General features: G+C 70.6%; 19 protein-coding genes and 1 pseudogene. 12 read left to right on the top strand and 8 right to left on the bottom strand.

Annotation, left to right across the window (positions count from 1 at the left end):
- The first annotated feature begins 14 nt into the window (after positions 1-14).
- From ACXAHD_RS15420 to hutH, 5 genes are read left to right on the top strand one after another with little or no spacing between them, the layout of a single operon-like run.
- Positions 15-1727 (top strand): urocanate hydratase, encoded by a 1713-nt coding sequence (locus ACXAHD_RS15420; RefSeq protein WP_281553610.1) that lies wholly within the window; start codon positions 15-17, stop codon positions 1725-1727.
- Positions 1724-2992: an allantoate amidohydrolase gene (locus tag ACXAHD_RS15415; RefSeq protein WP_475051303.1), complete on the top strand. Its 1269-nt coding sequence runs from the start codon at positions 1724-1726 to the stop codon at positions 2990-2992. Before ACXAHD_RS15420 ends, ACXAHD_RS15415 begins: the two co-directional genes overlap by 4 nt.
- A 32-nt stretch (positions 2993-3024) precedes the next feature.
- A complete protein-coding gene (locus ACXAHD_RS15410) occupies positions 3025-4401 on the top strand; it encodes a formimidoylglutamate deiminase (protein WP_475051302.1) in 1377 nt (458 codons plus the stop codon).
- Positions 4398-5585 (top strand): imidazolonepropionase, encoded by a 1188-nt coding sequence (gene hutI / locus ACXAHD_RS15405; RefSeq protein WP_475051298.1) that lies wholly within the window; start codon positions 4398-4400, stop codon positions 5583-5585. Before ACXAHD_RS15410 ends, hutI begins: the two co-directional genes overlap by 4 nt.
- Positions 5573-7114, top strand: coding sequence for a histidine ammonia-lyase (gene hutH, locus ACXAHD_RS15400; RefSeq protein WP_475051296.1), 1542 nt, complete (start codon positions 5573-5575; stop codon positions 7112-7114). The genes hutI and hutH overlap by 13 nt, the downstream gene beginning before the upstream one ends.
- Before the next feature lie 573 nt (positions 7115-7687).
- Here the strand turns inward: hutH and ACXAHD_RS15395 are convergent.
- Entirely contained in the window at positions 7688-8638 is a 951-nt protein-coding gene (locus tag ACXAHD_RS15395) for an FAD-dependent oxidoreductase (RefSeq protein ID WP_289212330.1), read from the bottom strand.
- A 15-nt stretch (positions 8639-8653) separates the two neighbouring features.
- Positions 8654-10078, bottom strand: a complete 1425-nt coding sequence (locus tag ACXAHD_RS15390; RefSeq protein WP_475051293.1) for a carph-isopro domain-containing protein — start codon at positions 10076-10078, stop codon at positions 8654-8656.
- A gap of 222 nt (positions 10079-10300) precedes the next feature.
- On the opposite strand from ACXAHD_RS15390, the gene ACXAHD_RS15385 reads away from it, so the two are divergent.
- Genes ACXAHD_RS15385 through ACXAHD_RS15355 form a run of 7 tightly spaced genes read left to right on the top strand, consistent with a single transcriptional unit; the run spans position 10301 to position 16837 of the window.
- Entirely contained in the window at positions 10301-11200 is a 900-nt protein-coding gene (locus ACXAHD_RS15385; protein ID WP_282233024.1) for a radical SAM protein, read from the top strand.
- A gap of 18 nt (positions 11201-11218) precedes the next feature.
- Positions 11219-12469, top strand: coding sequence for a methionine adenosyltransferase (locus ACXAHD_RS15380; RefSeq protein ID WP_289212327.1), 1251 nt, complete (start codon positions 11219-11221; stop codon positions 12467-12469).
- Entirely contained in the window at positions 12466-13122 is a 657-nt protein-coding gene (locus ACXAHD_RS15375; protein WP_289212326.1) for a class I SAM-dependent methyltransferase, read from the top strand. The genes ACXAHD_RS15380 and ACXAHD_RS15375 overlap by 4 nt, the downstream gene beginning before the upstream one ends.
- A complete protein-coding gene (locus tag ACXAHD_RS15370; RefSeq protein ID WP_475051288.1) occupies positions 13122-13880 on the top strand; it encodes a phytanoyl-CoA dioxygenase family protein in 759 nt (252 codons plus the stop codon). The genes ACXAHD_RS15375 and ACXAHD_RS15370 overlap by 1 nt, the downstream gene beginning before the upstream one ends.
- On the top strand, positions 13877-14860 hold the full coding sequence (locus ACXAHD_RS15365) for an NAD-dependent epimerase/dehydratase family protein (protein ID WP_475051286.1): 984 nt from the start codon (positions 13877-13879) through the stop codon (positions 14858-14860). Before ACXAHD_RS15370 ends, ACXAHD_RS15365 begins: the two co-directional genes overlap by 4 nt.
- Before the next feature lie 4 nt (positions 14861-14864).
- The gene (locus tag ACXAHD_RS15360) at positions 14865-15488 is read left to right on the top strand and encodes an FkbM family methyltransferase (RefSeq protein ID WP_289212323.1); all 624 of its coding nucleotides are present in this window, start codon (positions 14865-14867) and stop codon (positions 15486-15488) included.
- Positions 15485-16837 carry a hypothetical protein gene (locus ACXAHD_RS15355; protein WP_475051283.1) on the top strand — a complete coding sequence of 451 codons (1353 nt, stop codon included), beginning with the start codon at positions 15485-15487 and terminating at the stop codon, positions 16835-16837. The genes ACXAHD_RS15360 and ACXAHD_RS15355 overlap by 4 nt, the downstream gene beginning before the upstream one ends.
- A 13-nt stretch (positions 16838-16850) precedes the next feature.
- Here the strand turns inward: ACXAHD_RS15355 and argS are convergent, their stop codons facing one another.
- From argS to ACXAHD_RS15325, 6 genes and pseudogenes are all read right to left on the bottom strand, one after another.
- Entirely contained in the window at positions 16851-18566 is a 1716-nt protein-coding gene (argS, locus tag ACXAHD_RS15350; protein ID WP_421371269.1) for an arginine--tRNA ligase, read from the bottom strand.
- Positions 18567-18695: 129 nt separating this feature from the next.
- Complete coding sequence (gltX, locus tag ACXAHD_RS15345) at positions 18696-20099, bottom strand: glutamate--tRNA ligase (protein WP_475051280.1); 1404 nt, start codon at positions 20097-20099, stop codon at positions 18696-18698.
- A 118-nt stretch (positions 20100-20217) separates the two neighbouring features.
- Positions 20218-21141 carry a glycosyltransferase family 2 protein gene (locus ACXAHD_RS15340; protein WP_475051278.1) on the bottom strand — a complete coding sequence of 308 codons (924 nt, stop codon included), beginning with the start codon at positions 21139-21141 and terminating at the stop codon, positions 20218-20220.
- A complete protein-coding gene (locus tag ACXAHD_RS15335; RefSeq protein ID WP_475051327.1) occupies positions 21138-21749 on the bottom strand; it encodes a glycosyltransferase in 612 nt (203 codons plus the stop codon). The genes ACXAHD_RS15340 and ACXAHD_RS15335 overlap by 4 nt, the downstream gene beginning before the upstream one ends.
- An 88-nt stretch (positions 21750-21837) precedes the next feature.
- On the bottom strand, positions 21838-22278 hold the full coding sequence (locus ACXAHD_RS15330) for a glycosyltransferase family protein (protein WP_281555468.1): 441 nt from the start codon (positions 22276-22278) through the stop codon (positions 21838-21840).
- 407 nt (positions 22279-22685) lie between these two features.
- Positions 22686-23308 (bottom strand): annotated as a pseudogene (locus ACXAHD_RS15325) (hypothetical protein); the annotation flags it as partial.

Genomic DNA, 23308 nt, shown 5'->3' with positions numbered 1-23308 from the left:
GAAGGGACCGCGACATGGCTGAGCTGATCCGGGCGGCGCGCGGCGCCAACCGTACCGCCAAGGGGTGGCCGCAGGAGGCCGCGCTGCGGATGCTGATGAACAACCTCGACCCGGACGTCGCCGAACGCCCCGACGACCTGGTGGTGTACGGCGGCACCGGCCGGGCGGCCCGGGACTGGCCGTCCTACCACGCACTGGTGGCGACGCTTAACGAGCTGGCCGACGACGAGACGATGCTGGTCCAGTCGGGCCGGCCGGTCGGCGTCCTGCGCACCCACGAGTGGGCGCCCCGGGTGCTGCTGGCCAACTCGAACCTGGTCGGCGACTGGGCGACCTGGCCGGAGTTCCGCCGGCTGGAGCAACTCGGCCTGACCATGTACGGGCAGATGACCGCCGGCTCGTGGATCTACATCGGCACCCAGGGCATCCTGCAGGGCACCTACGAGACGTTCGCGGCGGTCGCCGCCAAACTGGCGGCGGGCACCACGACCACGCCGGTCGACCCCACCGCGCCGCCGGCCTGGATCGACCGGGTCGGTGCCGCGTCGCTGGCCGGCACGCTGACGCTGACCGCCGGCTGCGGCGGGATGGGCGGCGCGCAGCCGCTCGCGGTCACCATGAACGGTGGGGTGTGCCTGATCGTCGACGTCGACCCGCAGCGACTGGCCCGCCGGGTCGCCACCGGCTACCTGGACACCGTCGCCGCCTCGCTGGCCGAGGCGGTCACCTTGGCCCAGGCCGCCCGGCGGGACCGGCGGGCGCTGTCGGTCGGCGTGGTCGGCAACGCGGCGACCGTCTTGCCGCAGCTGCTCGCCGACGGCGTCGAGATCGACATCGTCACCGACCAGACCAGCGCGCACGACCCGCTGAGCTACCTGCCGGAAGGGGTCGAGCTGGCCGACGCGGCGGCGTACGCCGGCCGGGCACCGCAGGAGTACACGCAGCGGGCCCGGGAGTCGATGGCCCGGCACGTCGCCGCGATGGTCGGCTTTGCCGACGCCGGTGCCGAGGTGTTCGACTACGGCAACTCGATCCGCGACGAGGCCCGGCTCGGCGGCTACGATCGGGCGTTCGACTTCCCCGGTTTCGTGCCGGCGTACATCCGGCCGCTGTTCTGCGCCGGCAAGGGTCCGTTCCGGTGGGCGGCGCTGTCCGGCGATCCGGCCGACATCGCCGCCACCGACCGGGCGATCCTCGACCTGTTCGGCGACAACGAGGCGCTGGCCCGCTGGATCCGGCTGGCCGGCGAACGGGTCGCCTTCCAGGGGCTGCCGGCCCGGATCTGCTGGCTCGGGTACGGCGAACGGGAACTCGCCGGGGTGCGGTTCAACGAGATGGTGGCCCGCGGTGAGCTGGCCGCCCCGGTGGTGATCGGCCGGGACCATCTGGACTGCGGTTCGGTGGCGTCGCCGTACCGGGAGACCGAGGCGATGGCCGACGGCTCCGACGCGATCGCCGACTGGCCGCTGCTCAACGCCCTGGTCAACACGGCCAGCGGCGCGTCCTGGGTGAGCATCCACCACGGCGGCGGGGTCGGCATCGGCCGGTCGATCCACGCCGGTCAGGTCTGCGTCGCCGACGGGTCGGCGCTGGCCGGGCAGAAGATCGAGCGGGTGCTGCGCAACGACCCGGCGACCGGGGTGCTGCGCCACGTCGACGCCGGCTACCAGCTGGCCGGTCAGGTCGCCGCCGCGCATGACCTGCCGGTGCCGATGGGCCGCCGATGACCGGCCCGGCCCCGGTGAGCACCGCTGACCCGCTGGTCGAACGGTTCCGGGCGATGTGGGCGCAGCTGGCCGGCATCGGCCGTGATCCGGGTACCGGCGGATACCTGCGCTACGCCTGGTCGGCGGCGGAGCTGACCTGCCGGGAGTGGTTCACCGCCGAAGCCCGCCGACGCGGGCTGGCGGTGCGCCCCGACGGCAACGGCAATCTGTGGGCCGACTGGATACCGTCCGGGGTCGACCCGACCAGCCCGGCGGTGGTCACCGGCAGCCACTTCGACTCGGTGCCGCACGGCGGCGGCTACGACGGACCGCTGGGCATCGTGTCGGCGCTGCTCGCCGTCGACGAACTGCGGGAGCGTGGCTTCACCCCGGCCCGGCCGGTGACCGTCGCCGCGTTCGTCGAGGAGGAGGGCGGCCGGTTCGGCCTGGCCTGCCTCGGATCGCGGCTGCTCACCGGCGGCGTGTCGGCGCAGTACGCGCTGGCGCTGACCGACTCCGACGGGGTGACGGTGGCCGAGGCGATGCAGGCGGCCGGTGCCGACCCGGCGGCGGCCGGGCCGGACCCGGACCGGTTGGCCCGGGTCGGGGTCTTCGTCGAGTTGCACGTCGAGCAGGGCCGGGCGTTGGTCGACCTCGGTGCCCCGGTCGGGGTGGCCAGCATGATCTGGCCGCACGGCCGGTGGCGACTGGAGTTCACCGGTGCCGGCGACCACGCCGGCACCACCCGGATGGTCGACCGCCGGGACCCGATGCTGACCTGCGCGCACACCGTACTCGCCGCCGACGCGCAGGCCCGCCGGCTGGGCGCGCACGCCACCATCGGCCGGGTCGCGGTGCGACCCAACGCCACCAACGCGATCCCAGCCCAGGTGCACGCCTGGCTGGACGCGCGGGCCGCCGACGACACCGCCCTGACCACACTGGTCAAGGCGGTCGGGGCCGAGGCGGCGGCCCGGGCGCAGGCGGACGGTACGTCGGTGGCGGTGGTCCGCGAGTCGGACAGCCCGCCGGTCGCCTTCGACCCGGACCTGACCGACCGGATCGCCACGGCGGTGGGTGCGCAGCTGACCGGCGCGGTGCCGGTGCTGCCGACCGCCGCCGGGCACGACGCCGGCGTCCTGGCCGGACACGTGCCGACGGCGATGATCTTCGTACGGAATCCGACCGGGGTGTCGCACGCCCCGACCGAGCACGCCACCGACCACGACTGCGCCACCGGGGTGCGGGCCCTCGCCGCCGCGCTGGCCGACCTGGCTGGCAAATGAGGCGGCCGGCGGATCGGGCCGCCCGGACGCGGGTGCCGGCGAATCGGGCGGCCCGGACGCGGGTGCCGGCGGCCAGTGCGGCCCGAACAAGGTGGTACGCCGAGCACGCCTGGCTGGGCGGGCCGGCACCGGCGGCCGGGGTGCTGATCGAGGCCGAGGCGGGCCGGTTCACCGCGGTCACCGCCGGGGTGGCGGCACCGCCGGGCGTACCGAGGCTCGCCGGGGTGACCCTGCCCGGCCTGGCCGACGCCCACTCGCACGCCTTCCACCGGGCGCTGCGCGGGCGGACCCACGACGACCGGGGCAGCTTCTGGTCCTGGCGGGACCGGATGTACGCGGTCGCCGGGCGGCTCGACCCGGACAGCTACCTGGCGCTGGCCCGCGCGGTGTACGCCGAGGCGGCGCTCGCCGGGGTGACCTGCGTCGGCGAGTTCCACTACCTGCACCACGATCCGCAGGGCCGGCGGTACGCCGAGCCGAACGTGATGGCCGACGCGCTCGCGCAGGCGGCCGCCGACGCCGGGGTGCGGCTCACCCTGCTGGACACCTGCTACCTGACCGCCGGGGTGGACGGGGCACCGCTGACCGGGGTGCAGCGCCGGTTCGGCGACGCCGACGCGGCAGCCTGGGCGCGGCGGGCGCAGGCGTGGACACCGGCGGGCGACCATGTCCGGGCCGGGGCGGCGGTCCATTCGGTACGGGCGGTACCGGCCGCCGGGCTGCCGGTCGTCGCCGGGGCAGCGGCGCAGCGGGGCGTCCCGCTGCACGTACACCTGTCGGAGCAGCCGGCCGAGAACGAGGCCTGTCTGGCCCGGCACGGCCGCACCCCGACCGCGCTGCTGGCCGACGCCGGGGTGCTCGGCCCGAGGACGACCGCCGTGCACGCCACCCATCTGACCGACGCCGACGTGGCGCTGCTCGGCGACGCCGGGGCCGGGGTCTGTCTCTGCCCGACGACCGAACGGGACCTGGCCGACGGGATCGGCCCGGCCGGGCCGCTGTCGGCCGCCGGGGTCACGCTGAGCCTGGGCAGTGACAGCCACGCGGTGATCGACCTGTTCGAGGAGGCGCGGGCGGTGGAGACGCATGAGCGGCTGCGCACCGGACGGCGGGGACACTTCTCCCCCGGTGAGCTGCTGACCATGGCGTCCAAGGCGGGGCATCAGGCGCTGGGCTGGGCCGATGCCGGCCGGATCGCGGTAGGTGCCCGCGCCGACCTGGTCACCGTCCGGTGCGACAGCGTACGGACCGCCGGGGTCGACCCGGCCGGCCTGGTGTTCGCGGCGACCGCCGCCGACGTCACCGACGTGGTGGTCGACGGCCGGCCGGTGGTCGCCGACGGCCGGCATCTGCACCTCGACGTACCGGCCGAGCTGGCCGCCGCGATCCGGGCGGTGACGACCGGATGACGACGGCGGCGGGCACCCTGCTGGTGACCGGCATCGGCGAGCTGGTCACCAACGATCCGACCCACGACGGCGGCCCGCTGGGGCTGCTCACCGACGCGGCGGTGCTGGTCGACGGCGACCGGATCGCCTGGGTGGGGCGCAGCGCCGACGCCCCGGCGGCCGACTGCCGGCTCGACGCGGGCGGCCGGGCCGGGCTGCCCGGTTTCGTGGACAGCCACGCGCATCTGGTCTTCGCCGGGGACCGGGCGAGCGAGTTCGCCGCCCGGATGGCCGGGGTCCGCTACGACGGCGGCGGCATCCGGACCACGGTGGCGGCGACCCGCGCCGCCAGCGACGACGAGCTGCGCGGCACCGTCGGGCGGCTGCGCCGCGAAGCGCTGCGGCAGGGCAGCACCACGATCGAGATCAAAAGCGGGTACGGGCTCAGCGTCTCCGACGAGGCCCGGTCGTTGCGGGTGGCGGCGGAGGTCACCGACGAGACGACGTTCCTCGGCGCCCATGTGGTGCCGGCCGAGTACGCGGACCGCCCGGACGACTACGTCGACCTGGTCACCGGTGACATGCTGGCCGCCGCGGCCCCGTTCGCCCGCTGGGTGGACGTATTCTGCGAACGCGGCGCGTTCGACGGCGACCAGGCCCGCGCGGTACTCGCCGCCGGGGCCGCCGCCGGCCTGGGGCTGCGGGTGCACGCCAACCAGCTGGGACCCGGACCGGGGGTTGCGGTGGCGGTGGAGCTGGGGGCGGCCAGCGCCGACCACTGCACTCATCTGTCCGACGCGGACGTGGCGGCGCTGGCCGGATCGGCGACGGTGGCGACGCTGCTGCCGGGCGCGGAGTTCTCCACCCGGGCGGCGTACCCGGATGCCCGCCGGCTGCTCGACGCCGGTGCGACGGTGGCGTTGGCCACCGACTGCAACCCGGGCTCGTCGTACACCACGTCGATGCCGTTCTGTATCGCGCTGGCGGTACGCGAGATGGGAATGACCCCGGCGGAGGCGGTCTGGGCGGCAACCGCTGGTGGCGCCCGGGCACTGCGTCGCGCCGACGTCGGCGTGCTGCGCCCGGGTGCCCGCGCCGACCTGCTGCTGCTCGACGCACCGTCGCATCTGCACCTGGCCTACCGGCCGGGGGTGCCACTGGTCCATCATGTCCTGCATAACGGAGCACCAGCATGTCTACTGTGATGATCGGACCTGACGGGATGACCGCAGCCCAGGTGCGGGCGGTGGCCCGGGACGGGGCGCGGGTCGAGCTGAGCCCCGGCGCGGTCGCGGCGATGACCCGCAGCCGGGACATCGTCGAGTCGATCGAACGCGACGGCCGCCCGGTGTACGGCGTCTCCACCGGGTTCGGCGCGCTGGCCAGTAGTTTCGTCGCGCCGGACCGGCGTTCGGAGCTGCAGCACGCGCTGATCCGCTCGCACGCGGCCGGGATCGGCGCGCCGATGCCCGACGAGGTGGTCCGGGCCATGCTGGTGCTGCGGGTACGGTCGCTGGCGCTGGGCCGTTCCGGGGTACGGCCGCTGCTGGCGCAGGCGCTGCTGGACCTGCTCAACCATCGGATCACCCCGTGGGTGCCGGAGCACGGGTCGCTCGGTGCCTCCGGGGACCTGGCACCGTTGGCGCACTGCGCCCTGGTGCTGATGGGTGAGGGCTGGGTGCGGGATCCGGACACCGGAGACCGGGTCGACGGCGCGGTGGCGTTGCGTCGGGCCGGGCTGGCCCCGGTGGAGCTGGCCGCCAAGGAGGGTCTGGCGCTGATCAACGGCACCGACGGCATGCTCGGCATGCTGCTGCTGGCGGTCGAGGACGCCGGGCACCTGTTCACCATGGCGGATGTGACGGCCGCGTTGGCGATCGAGGCGATGCTCGGCTCGGACCGGCCGTTCCAGGCCGAGCTGCACACCATCCGGCCGCATCCCGGTCAGGCGGTGTCGGCCGGCAACATCCACCGGCTGTTGCAAGGCTCGGCGGTGATGGACTCGCACCGCGACGACCTGATGCACGCGGTGCAGGACGCCTACTCGATGCGGTGCGCGCCGCAGGTCGCCGGCGCGGCCCGGGACACGCTGACGTTCGCCGGCACGGTCGCCGGCCGGGAGCTGCGGTCGGTGGTGGACAACCCGGTGGTGCTGCCGGACGGGCGGGTCGAGTCGACCGGCAACTTCCACGGCGCGCCACTCGGCTTCGCCGCCGACTTCCTGGCCATCGCGGCCGCCGAGGTCGGGTCGATCAGCGAACGCCGGGTGGACCGGCTGCTGGACGTCAACCGGTCCCGTGGCCTGCCGGCGTTCCTGTCCCCGGACGCCGGGGTCAACTCCGGGCTGATGATCGCCCAGTACACCGCCGCCGGCATCGTCGCGGAGAACCGCCGGCTGGCCGCACCGGCCTCGGTGGACTCGGTGCCCACCTCCGGAATGCAGGAGGATCACGTGTCGATGGGCTGGGCGGCGACCCGCAAGCTGCGTACCGTGCTGGACAACCTGACCAGCCTGCTGGCGGTGGAGCTGCTGGCGGCGGTACGCGGTCTGCAGCTGCGCGCCCCGTTACGGCCGTCGCCGGCCGGCCAGGCGGCGGTGAAGCTGGTCGGCGCATTGGCCGGTCAGCCGGGGCCGGACATCTTCCTGGCCCCGGCTTTGGAGGCGACGCGCGCGGTGGTGGCCGGCACCGAACTGCGGGCGGAGATCGAGGCCCGGATCGGCCCGCTGCGCTGACCCGATGCGTGTCGCCGTCACGCCGTGCCGGTCCGCTATCTGCTAGGCCGACACCGTGGGTGCTGGGCGGTGGATAAGCTGGCAGCCCTTCCATGATTCGCGGCTCTGTTGGCCGGGTCGGACCTGGCGGACATAGCCGAGGCGACGGTTTGGAGGTCAACGAGGTTATCCGCCGGTGGCAGCGGTGGGCCGATGGTTAGGCGCGGCTGGACATCGGTGGACGTCCGGCAGCGGACCTTGGTTGAGGTTGGGGCCATCGAGCATCGGCTCGGTCCGGGTTGATCTCGCGGGTCGCCCCACCGTCATCGTGTCTACGCCGGTCAGTCGTCCGGTGGTAGGACGACTCGGCGCCTAGGCGACCTGGGTACGGTGCGCGGTGGTCTCGGCGTCCCTCGTCGTACTCCGGGTACGCAGCCAAGCTGCGTACCGCGTCCACATCCACATCCGCCGCCGATTGCCGGCCCGCTCCGCTGCCCGCCGGGCCACGGATACGCCGCCGTCGACCTGGTCATCCGCCAGACGGAGACCGTTGCCAACAGGTGCGCTCCCAGAAGCAAGCCTCGTATCAGACCATCAGATCTGACGTGCGATCTCGAAGGCGCAGCCCCAGGAGACGGTCACGCCGGCTCCGCCGTGGCCGTAGTTGTGGATTACGCGGGTCTCGTAGAGCTGTTGCTCCTCAACACGGACGTACGGCCGGGTGGGTCGAAGGCCAACTCGGTGCTCGATGACCTGGGCGTTGCGGAGGCGTGGTTCGACATCGGCGCAGCGGGCGATGATCGCGGCTGCTGTGTCTGGATCTGGTTCTCGGCTCCAGTCGCCAGGTTGAGCGGTGCCGCCGAGGATGAGAGCCTCGCCCTGCGGGTAGAAGTGCAGCAGGTCCGGTGAGAGCACGGTGTCTTCAGAGAAAAACTCGGTGATGCCGGGGTTCTCGACGACGACGAGTTGGCCTCGGATCGAGGTGAGTTCTGGGTCCGGCACGAGGTCACGGGCGCTCACTCCGGAACAGTTGACGATCAGCGGAGCGACCTGAACGGCCTCGTCGAGGGAGCCGATCCGGCGGAGGGCGATCTCCCCACCCGCTGCCTCCAGCCGCTGTCGCAGGTAGCCGAGGTAGACCGGCATGTCGACCAACGGGACGGTGTACCGCCAGCCGGTGGCGAATCCGTCCGGTAGCTCGCTCGGCTTGCACATCCGGAACCCGTCGAGTTGGTTGCCCCACTCCGGCGGTTCGACGGGCTTGCGGGATGCCTCGATGCCGGAGACGAGCCGTACCCCGGTCGCCGGGTCGGTGGCGAGCTGCTTCAAGACCTCCAGTGTCTGGGCGCTCCAGACGCGGACCCGGTCGACGGGTTCGACGAGGTACGGGCCCCACATTGCCCCGGCGGCGTACGAGGTGGTCTGCTCGGGTGGCTCGGCGGCCCAGATCTTGACCCGTAGGCCGGCTTCGGCGAGGCAGATGGCGGTGGTGAGGCCGGAGACGCCGGCGCCGATGACCAGGGCGTCGAGATCGGTGCGGGCCATTGTTTGACCGTAGTGTCAGGCGGGTTGTCGCGCGAGCGCGTTCTCAAGGTCGGGGAGCAGGTCGGCGACGCTGTGGTTCCGCTTCCGTCGGCGGAGTTCCTGCGCGAGTGTGCTGAGCAGTGCGGTGCTGCGGGGTGAGCGGACCTGTTCGAGCCGGGATATGGCCATTCGGGTTACTGCGCAGGCGTCGTCGAGTTTGCCGTGGGCGGTGTAGCCGAGGGCGAGCCAGGCTCCTTCGTAGAGGGCGCGTCGCTGGTAGGGGACGTCTGGTCGGCGGGCGTAGGCGCCGGTGCGCAGGAGCGTTTCGCCTTTACGGAGCAGGGCTCGCCCGTCGGTTCCTCGGCCGTCGGCCACTACTTGTCGTCCGGCGAGGATCATGGCGTAGCCGGCCTGGCAGTCGAGGTGGTTCGGGGTGAGGTAGTACATCCACTCCGGGTCGCGGTTGGGATGCCGTTTCGCGAGCTGGTCGTGGGACTCGGCCCAGGTGCGTTCGCACTGGTCGACGCGTCCGGCGGCGGCGTGGGCGTACGCGAGGCGGGACAGCACGGACGCCTGGACGGTCGCGGCGGATCGGTCGGAGATCCGGCGGGCGGCATTGCCGAGGCGTAGGCCGTCGTCGGTGTCGCCGAGTGAGGCGGCTTGGAATGACAGGTCGGCGAGGATGTGCGCTTCCATGGATCGGTATCCGGCGTCGTGCGCGGCGCGCAGGCCGGTGAAGTAGTACCGCTGGGCAAGCCCTTGCTGTCCGGCGTCGAACGCCTTCCAGCCGGCGAGTTGGGCGAGGTCGGCGAGGGCGACTAGGAGTCGGCGGCTCGTGGCGTCGGTGTGGCCACCGTCGCGGAGTACGAGCAGAACCGCGCGGACCTGGGCACCGACGTAGCCGAGGCCGGCCGCGCCGCCGCGTTCGTCGTCGAGTAGTTGCAGGCGCGGCACGCTGGCTTCGATCTGTTCGACGAGTGGATCGTCCGGTGTCGCGGTCGGGAGTGTGGTCCCGCCGGCCGGGAGGTGTACGTCGAGGTAGATGTTCACTGCCTGGGCAAGGGCGGCCCCGGAGACCGCGAGGAACATTCGCCTGTCCACGAGCCCTCCCAACAGCCAGTCTTCTGCGACCAGCATGGTGCTCGCGAGGTTCCACGATCCGTTCATGCCGGTGCTGGCCGCCATCACCAGCGTGCCATCTGTGGCGGCGGGCTGCCCGTGCCAAAGGTCCCCTGCGGTCACGATGCGGCCGAGGCGGCGGGAGATGACGTAGGCGGTCAACGCCGGTAGCGGCGGGCGTGGGACGCCGCCGGCGTCGCGCCAGTGGTAGGGCGCGGTTTCGGCGAGTGTGCCGGGTCCGAAGCGCCGGTTGATCTCCCGAGCGAGAGTGCGCGGGGTGAGACCGGCTTCGGCCATGTGCGCGGCGAGGGCTTGGTTGGTGCGGTCGGGTGGCGATCCCATCGGCTCCTCCGCAGGGGTCAACCGACGGTACCGCGAAGCCGCCAGATCATGTGTCCGCTGTGGCCAATGCAAGTTTACGCTCTTGACGCGTTCATCCCCTGCCTCGGCGGTACCGGTTCGCGGTCTGCTGGATGCGTCCCCGCCGGCGTACCGCCGAGAAGGGCTGCGCCGGCGGGTGAACACCTCGACGGGCGAGCGGAGGACCTGATGCGCACTTCGGCGATGACCCAGACCAAACCTCCATGGGACTGGGAGTTCGACTGGCACCTGACGAACCGCTGCAACTTCTTCTGCGAGTACTGCCACCCGCAGATTCGTTTCGTGCTCAACCGCAAGCACCTCGACGAGCCGACCCCGGACCTGGTGGTCCGTCGCTTCGACGAGCTGGGCAAGGTCTGCCTGGTGCACATGTCCGGTGGGGAGCCGTTCATGTTCCCCGGGTTCGTCGAACTGTGCCGAGGGCTGGCCGACAACCACTTCATCAGCATCAACACCAACCTCGCCTCCGACGACATCGCGGAATTCGCCGACCGTGTCCCGGCTGGCCGGGTGGCGAAGATCGTCGCCGCGATCCACCAGCCCGAACGCGAGTTGCGCGGGCTGGAACTCGACGCCTACGCCCGCAACTACCTGATCCTGCGACGCGGCGGATTCGACGTGACCGCCCTGTACGTGCTGTATCCGCCGCTGCTCGGTCGGTTCGCCGCCGATCTGGATCGGTTGCGTGAGCTGGGTGTGGACCACATCCGAGCCAAGGTGTTCAAGGGCGTCCACGAGGGCATCCGCTATCCGGAGGGCTACACCGACGAGCAGAAGGCGCTGGTGCTGGCCAACTCCGGCGAGTACGTCTTCAACCGGCCCTACCTCGACGGGATGCTCTCCTTCCGAGGCCAGGCGTGCACCGCCGGTGTCACCTCGTTCAAGGTCACCGTCACCGGTGATGTACGCCGATGCGCTTCCGTGCCTACCGGCTACGGAAATCTCTACGACGGCACCTTCCGGCCTGCCGACGTCAACGAGCCGTGCCCCGCCAAGCGGGTGCTGGTCCTGTCGCAGTGCCTGTCCTACCTCGTCGATCCTCCGGTCCGCCCCGAGCTGGGCGTCGACTCGGACGACCGCTGACAACGAAGGGCGTTCCCCATGCAGATCTCGATTCGTCACGCCTGCGTCGACCCGGACGACCAGCCGTTCGATGTCGCCGAACGCAAGGGCGTCGGCCACCCGGACAGCCTCGCCGACCTGGTCGCCGACGCCTTTTCCCAGCGCTACTCATCCTGGTGCCTGCGCGAGTTCGGAGCCATCCCCAACCACTGGGTCGACAAGGTCAACCTCGTCGGTGCCGCAGCCGACGTCCGCTTCGGCGGCTTCGACATCCTCAAGCCAGCCGACTGCTACCTCTTCGGCAAGATCACCGATCAGGTCGGTGACACGCAGGTGCCCGTTGAGGACATCTTTCGGGCAGTCGTCCTCGACATCCTCCCGACCGCACTCGGCGACTACCGCATCCTCGAACACCTACGCCTGCACATCAACAACACGCGCGGCACCGCCGTTGACCACGACCCGAGGTTCTACCGCCCTGACGAGGCATTGGACATCAACGCCGTGCTCGCGACCGAGTCCGTCGCCAACGACACCGTCGTCTGCGTCGGCGTCGGCCGGCGCGGACTCGCCGCCGACCTTGCGATACGGCTGGAACGACGGCTCACCAGCGAAGGATTCCGGCAGGTCGTGCCGGGCGCCGGCACCGATGTGAAGGTCATGGTGGTCCGGATCGGGTCGGCGCTGGAGGTCACGGCCGCTGTGCCGTTCCATCCCGAACTGGTCGGCTCCTGGACGACGTACCGCACAGCGCTCGCCGAGGCACAGAGCACCGTCTCCGCCGAGTTGAAGTCTCTGCTCGACCAGGATCCCCGGTCCCGGAACGTGACCGGACTGTCGCTGCATCTCAACACGAAGGATGTGCCGGGCCGCGGCTACCTGGCGCCGTTCGGCACGTCGCTGGGCAAGGGCGACTGCGGTGCGGTCGGGCGAGGCAACCGGTACAGCGGAGCCATTGAGCCGCTGCGCCCGGCGAGCGGCGAGGCGCCTGCCGGCAAGAACCCGGTTCACCACGCCGGCAAGATCTACACCGCGCTCGCTGCCGAGGCCGCTGAGCGGGTGCTGGCCGAAACCTCGGTGTACGCCGAGGTCACCATCGCTGCCCGCAACGGCGGCCAGCTCGACGATCCGGCACACGTCCTGGTTTCAGTGGACCGCGAGGTCGACGCCGCGACCGTGGCCGAAATTGAAGAGGCGGTGCGCCGTGCCGTCGCCGGGGCTGCCACCTTCGCCTCACGGTTCCTCGCCGCCGAGCCGCTGGCCCGGTTCCGCAACGGAGTCCCGCTATGACCACGAAGGCACTGTCCGATGCGCACATGATGCACCTCGCCGCTCTCCGCGCCCAGTCTGCGGTGATCGACGCGGAAGGCCTACGCATCGGCTCGCAGTACGTGATGTTCTTCGCCGAGGCCGACCTGATGCGCGAGCACGTCACCCGCCTCACCGAGGGTTTCACCCGCCCCAACGTGTTGGAGGTCGGGCTCGGCCTCGGCGTGTTCGCCACCCAGCTTCTGGAGCGTGAGGTCGGTTCGTTCACGGCGATCGAACCTCACCCAGAGGTCGCGCTGATGGCGCGCACACGGGTGGTCGACGCCTTCGACGTGCCGGTGCGGGTGCTCGTCGACCCGTGGCAGCTGGTGACACTGCCAGCCGACGCCTTCGACGCGATCATGTACGACACCTGGCCGCCGGACGGACACGCCGACTCCGACTTCGCCGAGTTCGTCGCCCACGTCGCGATGCGCTGCCTCCGCCCGGGCGGCCGGTTCAGCTTCTTCCACAGCGGCACCTCGATCGGCCCGGCCCGCCGCGCCGTCCTCGACCGGCACTTCGCGAGATGGACCGCCTACCCGCACACCATGCCGGCAGAGCAGACCCCACCGCACTGGACCAAACCCAGCCGCGACTTCCTCGTCCCGATCGCCACGAAAGGCGGCGCCTGATGGCCTCTCCGATCGCACCGGCGGTCTCCGCACAGCAGATCGACCGGTTCGCCTCCCACGGATACCTCGTCCTGCCGGACCTGTTCCCGCCCGCCACCATCCAGAAGCTCCGCGTCGAGGCCGACACGCTTCTCCGGGACCGGCTTGCCCGGATGGTCGCCAGCAGGACACTCGACCCACGCGTCACCTGGTGGCGTCTCGCCAGCGGTGTGCCGTACGTCCTCAAGGTCAAGCCCGTGGTCGACCTGTCCCCAGCCGCCACGGCGATGGCGGACAGCCTCGCGCTGCGCAGCGTCGTCGCCGACCTGCTCGGCGCGCCACCCAAGCTGATGGACAACAAGCTCATGTACAAGCAGACCGTCGACATCACCGCCGGGTGGGCGACGCTTCCAGTACTCGGTGAAGAGGTCCGCAAGCACACCGACGCCGCCTACTACGCGACCTGCGGCTACCCGCGAGTGCTCACCGTCGCCGTCTGCCTCGACCCCTGCACCGAAACGGCCGGTGCGCTGCGGGTCTGGCCCGGCAGCCACCGCCACACCATCACGATGATCCCGACCGCCAATCAGGGACCCGTCGTACCCGACACCGCCGCACCCGACGAGGCAGCCCTGACCCTGATCGCCGAACCCGGCACGGTATTGATCTGGGACGCCGCCCTGGTCCACGCCAGCGGACCCAACACCTCCGGCCACCCACGTCGACTACTCGTGCTCGGCTACAGCCCCGCCCACCCGGACAACGGGGAGCCGCGATGAAGATCCTCGTGCTCGGCGGCACCCGATTCGTCGGCCGGCACATCGTGGAGGAATGCCTCCGACGCGGAGACGACGTCACCGTGCTCTACCGGGGCCGCTCCCCGTCACCCTTCACCGGAATCGCCCGCCACGTCCTGACCGACCGACGCGCGCCAACCGTCGAAGCCGCCGCCGTCCTCGCCGAACCGTGGGACGCGGTCATCGACACCAGCGCCCGCGACGTCGACGACCTGAGCCCCGTGCTGCCCCTGCTCGGCGACGCCGGTCAATACACCTTGCTCTCCACCTGCGGGGTGTATCGCAGAGCACCCAGCCGACACGGTCTGACCGAACGAGCAGCCACGATCCCAGCTGACGCCTCCCACCCGGTACGTGCATCCGCGACCCGCAAACTGCGCTGCGAGCGATACGTCCGGCGTCGCCTCGACCGGATCAACGGACCCTTGCTGATCGCCCGCCTCGGCCTGGTCATCGGCCGGTACGACGACAGCGACCGCCTCGCCTACTGGCTGGAACGCGCCCTGCGCGGCGGCGACGTCCTGGTCCCGATGGATGACCGACAGGCCATCCAACTCATCGACGCCACCGACGTCGCCCACTTTCTGCGCGACGCCGTCGACCATAAACTCACCGGCGTCGTCAACGTCGCCGGCGCCCGAACCGACGCCCGGACCCTGGTGGACACGGTCCTGACCCGCGCCGGCCGCGCCGTCACCCCCTGCCGGGTCGGCGAGGACTTCGCCCTCACCCACCGACTACAACCATGGACCGAAATCCCACTGTGGCTACCCGCCAGCAGCCCCGAACTGGCACTCATGTCGGTCAACAACAGCCGCGCCACCGACGCCGGCCTCACCCTCCGGCCCCTTCCCGACAGCATCACCGACGCCCTCGGCTGGCAGGCGCTACGGCGCGGCTGGTCACAGCGCTGGCTCGACCACGCCCGCGAACGGGACCTGATCCAGCGGTGGCGGGGGTGACGACATGCTGCCCTACACCCAACCCGCGCCGTACCACTCCCAATGGGGCGAGGACCGCTGGCTCGCCGAGCACTACCACCTCCCGACGCACGGCGTCTTCGTCGACATCGGCGCTGGCGACGGCGTACGCGGCAGCAACAGCCTCTACTTCGAGAACCGCGGCTGGCGCGGACTCTGCGTGGACGCCGACCCCCGCAACCACCCACGGCTCCGATGCCGCTGCTGCGCCGTGGACACGTGCGCCGTATCCGCCACCCCCGGCCTCTGGCCATTCGGCCTGTACGCCCACAAACCATCCTGGTCAGGTCTGCAACGGCGCGGTACGGACTACCAAGAGATCCTCGTCGCGTGCCGCACCCTGGAAGACCTCCTCGGCCAGTGGTACATCGACCAGATCGACCTGCTCAGCATCGACGTCGAAGGCACCGAACTCGACGTCTGGGACTCCTTCGACCACACCCGCCACCGGCCAGCCATCGTCATCGTCGAGTTCGACGACGACCACCCCGACCGGCACCGCCGCACCATCCACCGCCACCTCGGCTCCGACACCTACGAACTGGTCCACGAGACACCAGCGAACCTGATCCTGCACCGAACAGACCGACCATGGCGGCGACGCCGATGACCAGACCCGGACCACCGATCAACCAGCTACTACCCGACGGCAAGGTCATCGTTGTCTGCGGACGCGCCGACGACGCGGCAGCCTGGCAGGATCTGCTCGGCCCAGCCCGGTGCCTCGCCCTCGCCCTGGACGACGCGCCACCCGAGACCCGCCGCCGCACACTGCCCGGCGCATCCAGCCACCTCGCCTGGCAACACCACGCCATCGGCGGGCTCGACGGCTCCGGCTGGCTCGCCGGGCCGGCAGACACCTTCGATCCCGACAACACCGCAACGCTCGTCCTGCCCGACCCGCTCGATCCGCCGCACGCCGGCGTCCGTAAACGGATCGGCGTCAGGCAACCCTCGTGGCGGCTCTTCGAAGACAAGACCGTCATCGACACGCTCTGGGATGTTGCCGGCTTTCCCCGAGCACCGTCGGTCATCAGCGACGGCACCGCTGACCTCGCCACACTGGGGGCGATCGTCGACCAAGGCACCGGAGTCGTCTGCTCCTGCCAGCCCATCGGCGCCGGCCCGTCGGCCGGCGGCGACGGTATCTGGTGGTGGCGCGACGGCCCGCCACCGGCAACCATCCCCACCGCCAAGCCCGGAGCCTGGCGAGTCCGGCTGATGCCGCTCCTCGAAGGCGTCCCCGTCCGCCTGCACGGGCTGACCCTCGCCACCAGGGTCATCCCGTTCCCGCCCATGGAACTCGTGACACTTCCTCGGCCCGGACAGGGGACCTTCCTCTGCGCTGGTGCTCTTCCCACCCTCTGGGACACCGCCGACCTCGTCGCCCAGACCGAACGGATCGGGGCCGGTCTACGCGAACGTCTCGGCTACCGGGGCGGCTTCTCCGTCGATGGCATCCTCACCACCAGCGGCTTCCTCCCCACCGACCTCAACGCCCGGCTCACCTCCGCTATGGAAGCGGCGCCCTCCGCACGTCGAGTCCTGCTGCACGCGGTCAACCTCCTCGCGAGAGACGGGATCGAGCCCGACACCAGCGTCGTCGAACAGTTGGTGGCAGATACCTTCGCAGCAGGCGCCACCTGCACGATCTTCGGCGCCGCAACAAGGGCCGACGAGAGGGCCACTCGGAAGGCGTCGGTCCGCTGGGATGGCGACCGGCTGGTTTCCGATCCGAGTGGAGCCGATGGGGCTCTCGTCGTCACTCCGTCCCCGCGCGGTTGGCTGCTGACCGCGACCCTTGCCACAGCCCGCATGCCGGGCGGTGGCCGGGTCGGGCCCGTGGCACCCGAGGTCTTCCGAATCAGCGACGAGGTTCTCGGCACCGATTTCGGCGACCTCGCACCGCCATTCGACACGCAGCCGACCTCCTGTTTGCCGAGAATCCGGGCGGCGTAGGAGACGTGATCAGCTACATGCGGTCCGGGGTGGCGATGCCCAGTAGGTGCAGGCCCTGGCGCAGGACTCGGGCGGTCAGGTCGCACAGGGCGAGCCGGCTGTCGCGTACCTCGTCTTCGGCGCGCAGGACCGGGCAGTGTTCGTAGAAGCCGCTGAAGGTGGTGGCGAGGGTGTGCAGGTAGCCGGCGAGCCGGTGGAACTCTAGGGTCTGTTCGACGCCGGTGACGACGGCGCCGAAGTTGGCCAGTTCGAGGGCGAGGGCGTGTTCGGCCGGGTGCATGACCACGATCGGCGTACCGGTGGGCTCGATTCCGGCGCGGCGGAAGATGGACCGGATCCGGGCATGGGCGTACTGCAGGTACGGGGCGGTGTTGCCGTCGAGGGACAGCATCCGTTGCCAGTCGAAGACGTAGTCCTTGATCCGGTCGGTGGACAGGTCGGCGTACTTGATGGCGCCGATGCCGACCGCGCGGGCGACCTCGGCGATAGCCGCGTCGGGCAGGTCGGGGTTCTTCTGCCGGGCGAGTTCGGCGGCCCGGGTCACGGCCTCGTCGAGCAGGCCGACGAGTTTGATCGAGCCACCGGCGCGGCTGCGCAGCATCTTGCCGTCCGGGCCGAGGATCGAGCCGAACCCGATGTGTTCGGCCACGGCCGGCGGGTGTAGCCAGCCGGCCTGGCGGGCGACCGCGAACACCATTTCGAAGTGTTGCCGTTGCGGTAGGCCCACGACGTAGAGCAGCCGGGTCGCGCCGAGGTCACGGGTCCGGTGGCGGATCGCCGCGAGGTCGGTGGCACCGTAGCCGTATCCGCCGTCGCGTTTACGCACGATGATCGGCAGCGGCTGTCCGTCGCGGCCGGTGAAGCCGTCGGGGAAGACGCAGGCGGCGTCGCCGCTGTCGCGTAGCAGCCCGAGCCGGTCCAGTTCGTCGGTCACCGGGGCGAGCATGTCGTTGTAGTAGCTCTCGCCGTAGAAGTCCTTGTCGGTGAGCAGGACGCCGAGCTGGTCGTAGACGGTGAGGAAGTACTTCTCCGACTCGGCGACGAGCATCCGCCACAGCCGCAGGGTCTGCTCGTCGCCGCTCTGCAGGGCGACCACCCGCAGCCGGGCCCGTTGCTTGAACGCGTCGTCGGCGTCGAACTTGACCCTGGCCGCCTTGTAGAACGAGTCCAGGTCACCGACGGACAGTTCGTGGGCGGCCTCCGATTCGCCCAGGTCCAGCAGATGCTCGATCAGCATCCCGAACGGGGTGCCCCAGTCGCCCAGGTGGTTGGCCTTGATCACCCGGTGGCCGAGCCATTCCAGCAGTCGTACGGCGGCGTCACCGATCACCGTCGACCGCAGATGCCCGACGTGCATCTCCTTGGCCACGTTCGGCGCCGAGTAGTCGACGACCACCGTTGCCGGGATGGCGCTGGGCGCGACGCCGAGCCGGGTGTCAGCGGCCATCGTCGACAGCAGTGAGCCGAGGGCCGGGTCGGCGACCGTCAGGTTGATAAACCCTGGTCCGGACACCTCGACAGCTGTGCACAGGTCCGCCAGCTCCGCCCGGCCGACCACCTCGATGGCGATGTCCCGTGGCGGGCGGCCGAGCCGACGCGCCAAGGGCAGGGCTGCGTCGGACTGGAAGTCGGCGTGTTGCGACCGCCGCACGACCGGATCGACCGGCCCGCAGGCCACCGCCGCGAACGCCTGCGCCAGCCGGTCGGCCAGCAGTTTCTCAAGACTCATCAGGTACGCCAATCATGCTCCGACCCGCCTCCGTCAGGGAGGCAGGTCATCCGGGAAAGACTCGGGGAGCGGATCGATCGACGACCAGGGGTGACCGGCGGGGTCGATCCGCCGGTCACAGAAGAGGGTTCAGCTCAGGCGGTCGAGTGCGGCTCGCAGGCGAGCCAAGGTTCGCTCACGTCCGAGGATCTCGACCGACTCGAACAACGGCAGCCCGACCGTACGGCCGGTCACCGCGACCCGGACCGGTGCCTGCGCCTTGCCCAGCTTGAGTCCCCGCTGCGCGCCGATCTCTTCCAGCGTCGACTTGAGCACCTCGGCCCGCCACTCGCACGTCCCGTACGCCTCGACCACCGCGGCCAGCAGCGCCGGGGCATCGGCCTTCATCGCCTTCGCCCACGCGGCCTCATCGGCGACCGGCTCATCGAGGAACAGAAAGTCGACCATCGGCACGATCTCCGACAGCAGCGCGATCCGGGTCTGCGCCAATTCGGCGACAGCGGCGAACGCGGTGGCGTCGTACGCCTTCGGCCGCCACGGCACGATGTCGCCGCTCAACCACGGCTGGCACGCCTCGATGAACGCCTCCACCGACAACGCCCGGATGTAGTCCCCGTTGAAGGCCCGCAGCTTCTTCACATCGAAGAACGCCGGCGACGGATTGACATCCTCCAGCCGGAACTCCGCCACGATGTCATCCCACGGCAGGATCTCCCGATCACCCGACGGCGCCCAGCCGAGCAACATCAGATAGTTACGCATCGCCTCGGCCAGGTAACCCTCGGCACGGAAGTCCTCCAGAGCAACCCGGTCCCGGCGCTTGGACAACTTCTGCCGCTTCTCGTTGACCAGGATCGGCGCGTGCACCCACACCGGCGGCTCGGCGCCCAACGCCTCCCACAGCAACTGCTGTTTCGGCGCGTTCGGCAGGTGCTCCTCAGCCCGGATCACATGGGTGACGCCCATGACCATGTCATCGACCACGTTCGCCAACAGAAACACCGGCGACCCGTCGCCACGGGCGATCACGAAGTCCTCGATCAGCGCGTTGTCGAAGGTCGGCTTGCCTCGCACCAGGTCGACGATCACGGTCGAGCCGTCGTCCGGCGTACGGAACCGCAACGCGCGACCTTCCCCAGCAGGCAGACCACGGTCCCCGCAGAAGCCGTCGTAACCCTTGTGATCACTGCCCGTCCGAGCGATCACCTGATCCCGGGCGCAGTCGCAGTAGTACGCGCGCCCAGCGGCGAGAAGCCGGTCGATGGCCTCGCGGTGGTGCTGGGCATAGTCGGACTGCAACAGCGGGCCCTCGTACTCACTCGGACCGATACCTAGCCACTCCATCGCGTCCAGGATGCCCTGGACCCACTCCGGACGGTTCCGCGCCGCGTCCGTATCCTCGATCCGCAGCACCATGGTCCCGCCCGACTGTCGGGCCAGCACCCAGTTGAACAGGACAGACCGGGCGTTACCGACGTGGAACGTGCCCGTCGGGGAAGGCGCGAAGCGCACACGGATATCGGAACTGGCCACGGATAGCAGGCTACCGAACTACCGCCGCATACCTTCACCGATATCCGGCTCGGAGCGCCGCGAGGCACAGCGATGCCCCGCTCGGCTCAGCGGGCCGCCGCGCACCCAAGCCGTCGCGTCAGATGCCTCGGCCGCGCTTGTGCAGGGTACGGAGCACCATGTCCGGCCGTACCGCCCGGCTGGCGACGGCGAGGGCGAGGTAGGCGCGCGGCTCGCGCGGGTTGCGGGCCAGGGTGTGCCGGGCCCAGCGGATCGCCCCGCGACGGTGCCCGGCGGCGGCCTCGGCGAAGGCGATCTGCCCGGCGACCCGGGCTTCGCCGGCCGGCTCGGTGGCGAACTCCGGGTAGCGGTCCAGCAGCCACTGCAGGGCGGTGGCGATGGTGTCCCAGCGCTGCGCGAAGTAGGACCGCTTGTGCCAGCGGACCAGCACGTACGGCGTACGCAGGTTGCGCAGCGGGGCGCTACGGGCGGCCCGGAGCAGGAACTCGTAGTCCTCCGCGTAGCTGCCCGGGATCTCCTCGTCGACCAACCCGAAGCCGTCGACCAGCGCAGCGCGCCGGATCACGAACGTCGACGGGTGCAGCTCGGTCATCCGGTCGCGCAGCAGTGCGGCGAGCGACACGCTGTCGAGGTCGAGCACCCGGTCGTTGACGGTGCCGTCGTAGCTGACCTGGATACCGCAGCTGACGAACTCGGCGTCCGGGTGGGCGAGCAGCTCGTCGACCTGGGCGGCGAGCTTGCCGGGCAGCCACCGGTCGTCGTCGTCGCAGAACGCGACCAGCTCGCCGGTCGCGGCCAGGATGCCGCTGTTGCGGGCACCGGCCAGGCCGGCGGTCCGGCTGTTGCTGATCACCCGGACCGGCCGGTGCGGATCGTCGCTGGCCAGTGTCATGTCCGGGGTGGACTGGTCGTAGACCACGACCACGTCGACAGGTGCCGGATAGTCCTGCTCGCGGATCGCGGCGATGGCCTCGCGCAGCAGCTCGGGCCGGTCCCGGGTGGGGACCACGACGCTGATCGTCGGGGTCCGGTCGGCGGTCACCGCGACCGCCGGCTGAGCACGCGGCGCGGGTTCGCCGACGAGATCAGCCCTTCGATGATCTCGCCGACCCGGGCGACGGCCGCGAGTCGTGCCGTGTCGGTGCCGGCGTCGGCGGTGACGCCGAAGCTCGCCGGGGCGCGCAGCCCGGCCTCCAGCGCCTCGAACAGCGCCGTACGCGACTGGCAGAGCCGGATTAGCCCGGCGTCGGCCAGCCGGCGGGCGAACAGCATCTGATGGTCGTCGACGTGCTCGTCCAGAGTGGGATCCCGGGGTACGACGATCGGCAGATGCCGGTGCCGACGGGCTTCGAGGATGGTCGCCGGGCCGCCGTGGCACACCACCAGGGTGGCCCGCTGCATAGCCTGTTGCAGCGCGTCGTGGTCGAGAAAGTCGATCGCCCCGGCCAGCTCCGGTGCCCGGCTGTGCCCGTACTGCACAATCAGCTCGGCTCGGTCGGCGGCAGCGGCGTGCCAGTCCTCCAGCCAGCCGATCAGCCGGTCGAACCGGTGCCGGTCGGTTCCGACGGCGACCAGGATGGTGCCGGTACGCGACCCACCGCGCTGCCGGGGGATCCGTGCGGCGACGCTGGTCGGCCCGGTGTTCGACAACGCGGATTCCACCACGATCAACTCCTTGACCTGGCCACTTCTACTCTTGTTACGTTGACATGTCATCGTCGTTTATAAATGCGCATAGTTATAGCAGGTTGCCGACGACGGTCGCCTCCGGGTACTGGCGCCGCTGCTCCTCCCACTGCACGAGCATCGCCGACAGGAAAGGGCGACACAGCCGCGCGGTGAGCGTCGCCGTGTCGATGCGGTCATAGACCTCGATGTAGATCGCCGGCACCCCGCGCAACCAGGCAAGGAACACGAAGGGAAAAGCCACTCCGGCACCGGTGGTGATCACGGCGGCGACCCGCCGCTGCCGGAAGATCCGCACCGCGAGCCGGGCGTTGCGGACGAGGTTCCGCAGGTTCCGGGTCGTCGGATGGTGCGCCCACATGACATCCTCACCGCGCAGCAGCGAGGTAGCGTCCGGCGTGTCAAAGGTCACCCAGCACCGGGTGCGGTTGACGTACCACGGCTCGAGCGCGAGCAACTGCGCGAGGTGACCACCACTCGAGCCGACGAGCATGAGCGTGGGTGCACTGTCAACGTCAGGCACGTTGTTGGCCACAGATGCCCCCAGAGTTCACTAGCCGGCCAACCACTGTTTGGTTTAACAATATATGCGACCACGGCCGGAAAGAAAATTGGCGGAGGTCGCTTGACACCTTCCCGTCGATCCACTTGACCTGCGACAACATCCCCGACCACCGCAGTTCGCAACTACGCACCGAAACCGTCCGACAACTGAGCATTTCCCCAAACAGTTACTATCCGTGCCTAAATATGTGAGAGATTTTCTATCCGTTCGGTAGGATTAGTAGGTGAGCAGACCCCGGCGCCACCGCCGACAAGCTGGCAATCACATGATCGACAATCCTGACGTCGGGCACACGACAAGGGTGTCTCAATATATGAGACGATCCAGGGCGACTGTCAGTCGGCGCCCCGCTGCTCGATCACGTCCAGCAGTGCCGGGTGCAGCGCCGGATTCCAGCCGGCGCCACCGGTCGCCAGCCGCCAGGTCCGCAGCCACATCTCAATCAGGTAACTCTGGACGATCAGCCGCCGCTGCTCGGCGTCCACACCCAACGCTGCGGCCAGCCGGTGCAGCTGGGCGTCCACAGCAGCCGCCGCGCTCGCCGCCGAAGCCCCGTCGAGCACCAGTTTGCGCTGGAAGGCGTCGTGTGCAAGGTCGAAGCCGACCGGCACCTCGGGACCACTGTGCTCCCAGTCCCAGGCGACCAGCCGGCCGGCGTACCGGCCGAGATTCCACGGCACCCAGTCGCCGTGCCAGTGACCGAACTCGACCCGCACCTGCTCGAACCGGTCGGCCAGCCGTTCCACCGCCGCTGCCAGCCGGCGTCCGGCCAGCGGGTCGGCGGCGCCGGCGGCAGGCCCGCCGGCCGCCGGCGTACCGTCGGGTCGACCGGCCGCCGCCGTACCGTCGGGTTCCCTGGCGGCCGCAGCGGCCGAGCGCCGCAGCCGGTCCAGGAAGGCCGAGCCGGCCCTGTTTCTTCTACCCATCTTACATTTCCGACGATCTTCTCCCGGTGTCG

The organism is Micromonospora sp. ABR4_055, assembly GCF_056160425.1.
This window is presented reverse-complemented; position numbering and strand designations above follow the sequence as displayed.